The organism is Parendozoicomonas verongulae (genome assembly GCF_009711465.1).
Lineage (GTDB): Bacteria > Pseudomonadota > Gammaproteobacteria > Pseudomonadales > Endozoicomonadaceae > Sansalvadorimonas > Sansalvadorimonas verongulae.
Map to the genome: position 1 here is coordinate 1 of NZ_SMME01000239.1, position 410 is coordinate 410.

The following is a 410-nucleotide window of genomic DNA, read 5'->3' on the forward strand; positions in this document are numbered from 1 at the left end:
CCCCGTTTTGTCCGCCGAACACTGTCACTCTCGTCCGCACAGTGGCAGTCACTCAGGCACAGCGCACAGCAGCAAAATCTTACATCCAATGCCGTACTATTGACCGCTTTTGCCCGGACTCTCGGCCACTGGAGTCAACAACCGGCCATGACCCTGAACCTGACCACCTTCCAGCGTCACCCGGTACACCCACAGGTGGATCAGATCATTGGCGATTTTACCGCTCTCAGCCTCCTCGCGCTCGATCCCGACCCACAGGCCTCTTTCCTGACACAGGCCGCCGCGGTTCAGAAACAGCTCTTTGCTGACTTGTCCCACCGTCTGTTCAGCGGCGTTGAGGTTTTGCGGGCCCTGCGTCAGCGCCAACCCGATAGCGACGTGTTAATGCCTGTCGTCTTTACCTCGACCCT

At 58.8% G+C, this 410-nt stretch carries 1 protein-coding gene; it reads left to right on the forward strand.

All coding sequences use genetic code 11. The annotated features are described in order from the left end of the window. Positions 1 to 21 precede the first annotated feature (21 nt). Positions 22 to 410 (forward strand): condensation domain-containing protein (locus E1189_RS00340; RefSeq protein ID WP_230459829.1); only part of this gene is annotated, 389 nt, incomplete at its 3' end.